The 2,790-nt window shown below is 66.2% G+C and carries 2 protein-coding genes; both read left to right on the forward strand.

The features are described 5' to 3' along the window. Positions 1 to 105: 105 nt before the first annotated feature. Entirely contained in the window at positions 106 to 663 is a 558-nt protein-coding gene (locus tag JNK68_01890; protein ID MBL8539100.1) for a cache domain-containing protein, read from the forward strand. A 91-nt stretch (positions 664 to 754) separates the two neighbouring features. After that, a partial coding sequence (locus JNK68_01895; protein ID MBL8539101.1) for an acetate--CoA ligase family protein occupies positions 755 to 2,790 on the forward strand: 2,036 nt, incomplete at its 3' end.

Genomic DNA, 2,790 nt, shown 5'->3' on the forward strand with positions numbered 1-2,790 from the left:
AAGCCGTTGATCGGCGCGCCGAAGTGACGGTGCGCCGTGTTCGAGACATACCGACGCGCTTCCGCTGCGGAAGCGATGCAGACAGCCATTAGGGGAGCCAGAACGATGAACGGATTCAAGAAGAGCGCGATTTCGATTGCGATATTGATTGCAGTTACGGCGGGGGGGGCCGGCTTTGCCGCCGGCCCGGACACCGCAACGCCGGAGGAAGCCATGACCAAGGTGCGCGAGGCGGTCAAGTTCCTGCACGACAAGGGCGCATCCGGTTACGCCGAGTTCAACAACGCCGAAGGCAAGTGGGTGTGGAAGGACAGCTACGTCTTCGTCTACGATTGTCGGCTGGACAAGATGGTGGCCCACCCGCTGCGTCCGGATCTCGTCGGCAAATCCATCCTGCAGATCCAGGACAACAACGGCAAGTACATCTTCAAGGAACTGTGCAAAGCGGGTGATCAGCCGCACGGAGGCTGGGTCGAGTACGTGTGGCCCAAGCCCGGCGCGGGCAATCTGTCGCGCAAGGTGTCCTATGCGCACGTGGCGGACATCTCGTTCGCTTCCGGCATCCAGGTGAGCGCGGGCGTGTACGACGACAAGGTGACGCTGCCCGAACTCAACAAGGCATTGGAGCGGGTGACGGATCCGTCGAAGTATCCGGCGCTCTGAAGCGCCAACGTGAAGAGCACGCCAGGACGGGAGAGGTGAGCATGGTCGTCAACGCTCGTGCGGTGCCCCGCGGGGCGCAAGTCCCGTGAGCATGCACGAGCGGCACTACCTCACCTCGCTCTTCGAGGCGAAGTCCGTTGCCATCATCGGCGCCTCCGAAACCGAAGGCGCGATCGGCAACATCATCATCCGCAACGTGCTCAACGCCGGCTACAAGGGCAAGCTCTTCGCGGTCAATCCGAACCACAAGAAAGTCTACGATCTCGTCGCCTACGCGTCGGTCGAGGACATCCCGCAGCGGCTCGATCTCGTCGTGGTCGCGACCACGGCGTCGACGGTGCCGGGCATCGTCGAGGCCTGCGGCCGGGCGGGGGCGCGCTACGTAGTCGTCATCTCCTCCGGATTTTCCGAGTCCGGCCAGCGTGGGGCGGCGCTCGAGCGCAGCGTCCTGGAGAGTGCGCGCCGCCATCGCATCCGGCTGATTGGTCCCAACTGCATCGGGCTCATCCGCCCCTCGATCGGGCTCAACGCCACGCACGCCCTGGGCAGTGCGCTGCCCGGTTCCATCGGGCTCATCTCGCAGTCGGGGGCGCTGGTGGCCTCCATGCTCGACTGGGCCAAGGCCAACAACGTCGGTTTCTCCGGCGTGATCTCGGTCGGCAACGCGGCCGACATCGACATCGGCGAGGCGCTCGACTACATGGTGCAGGACGGCCGCACCGAGGCCATCTTCCTGTATGTCGAGGGTATTCACGACACACGCCGCTTCATGAGCGCCCTGCGTGCCGCCGCGCGCGTCAAGCCCGTGCTGCTGATCAAGGTCGGCCGCCATCCGGGTGCGGCGCAGGCGATCCGCTCGCACACCGGCCTCATGGTGAGCGACGACGACGTCTTCGACGCGGCGCTGCGGCGTGCCGGTGTGGTGCGCCTGCAGACACTGGAACAGATGTACGCGGCAGCGGGTGCGCTGTTCGTGCGCTTCCGCCCGTCCGGGAACCGGCTGGCGGTGATCACCAATGGCGGCGGTCCGGGCGTGATGGCGGCGGACCGCGCCGCCGAAATGGGGATACCGCTGGCGCAGCTTTCCGCGGCCACGATCTCCCATCTCGACAAGACGCTGCTGACGAACTGGTCGCACGGCAACCCGGTCGATCTGGAGTGCGACGCGAAGGCGGTCCATTACGATCTCGCGTTGCGGGCGTGCGCGGCCGACGCGAACGTCGACAGCGTGCTCGTCATCCTCATCCCGCACGCTGCGAGTGACCCGACCGAGGCCGCGCGCACGATCATCGCGACAGCGCAGGAGACGAAGAAGCCGCTGCTCACCTGCTGGATGGGCGAGGACCTCGTCCGCGAATCGCGCCGGTTGTTCAAGGAAGCCGGCATCCCGACGTTCAACACCCCCGAGCGGGCGGTACGGCTGCTGGCCCAGCTGTCGACGTACTACGGCAACCAGCAGATGCTGATGCAGACGCCGGCTTCGTTTTCGCACCTGGCGCCGCCGTCGGTGGAGAGCGCACGCCTGCTCATCGACTCCGCACTGAGCGAGCGACGTTCGACGCTGAACGAGATGGAGTCGAAGGCGCTGCTCGCGTCCTTCCGCATCCCGATTGCGCCGACCGCGATCATGCGCAGCGCCAACGAGGCGATCGCGTATGCGGAGCAGGTCGGCCTGCCGGTTGCGCTGAAGGTGGAGTCGCCCGACATTCCGTACAAGTCGGACTCGGGCGGCGTGCGCCTCAATCTGAACAGCTTGGCGGCGGTGCGCAGCGCGTTCCAGGAGATCCAGGAAGACGTGCGGCGCAATCATCGCGACGCGCGTATCAACGGCATCGCAATCGAGCCGATGATCATCAAGCCGAATGGCCGCGAGCTCGCCGTTAACCTGACCCGGGACCCGGTGTTCGGTCCGGTGATCACGTTGTCGGAAGGGGGAACGCGTGCCGCCGCCGTGGGCAGGAACCGCGCCATCGCCCTGCCGCCGCTCAACAGCTATTTGGCGGCCGACATGATCCGCGCCTCGCCGGTAGCGCCGCTGCTGGCCGCGTTTCGCGCGACGCCCGCCGCCAACCTGGAAGCACTCGAATTGATCCTGCTGCGCGTCTCCGAGGTGGCGTGCGAGCTGCC

The sequence above is a fragment of the Betaproteobacteria bacterium genome (genome assembly GCA_016791345.1).
Lineage (GTDB): Bacteria > Pseudomonadota > Gammaproteobacteria > Burkholderiales > JAEUMW01 > JAEUMW01.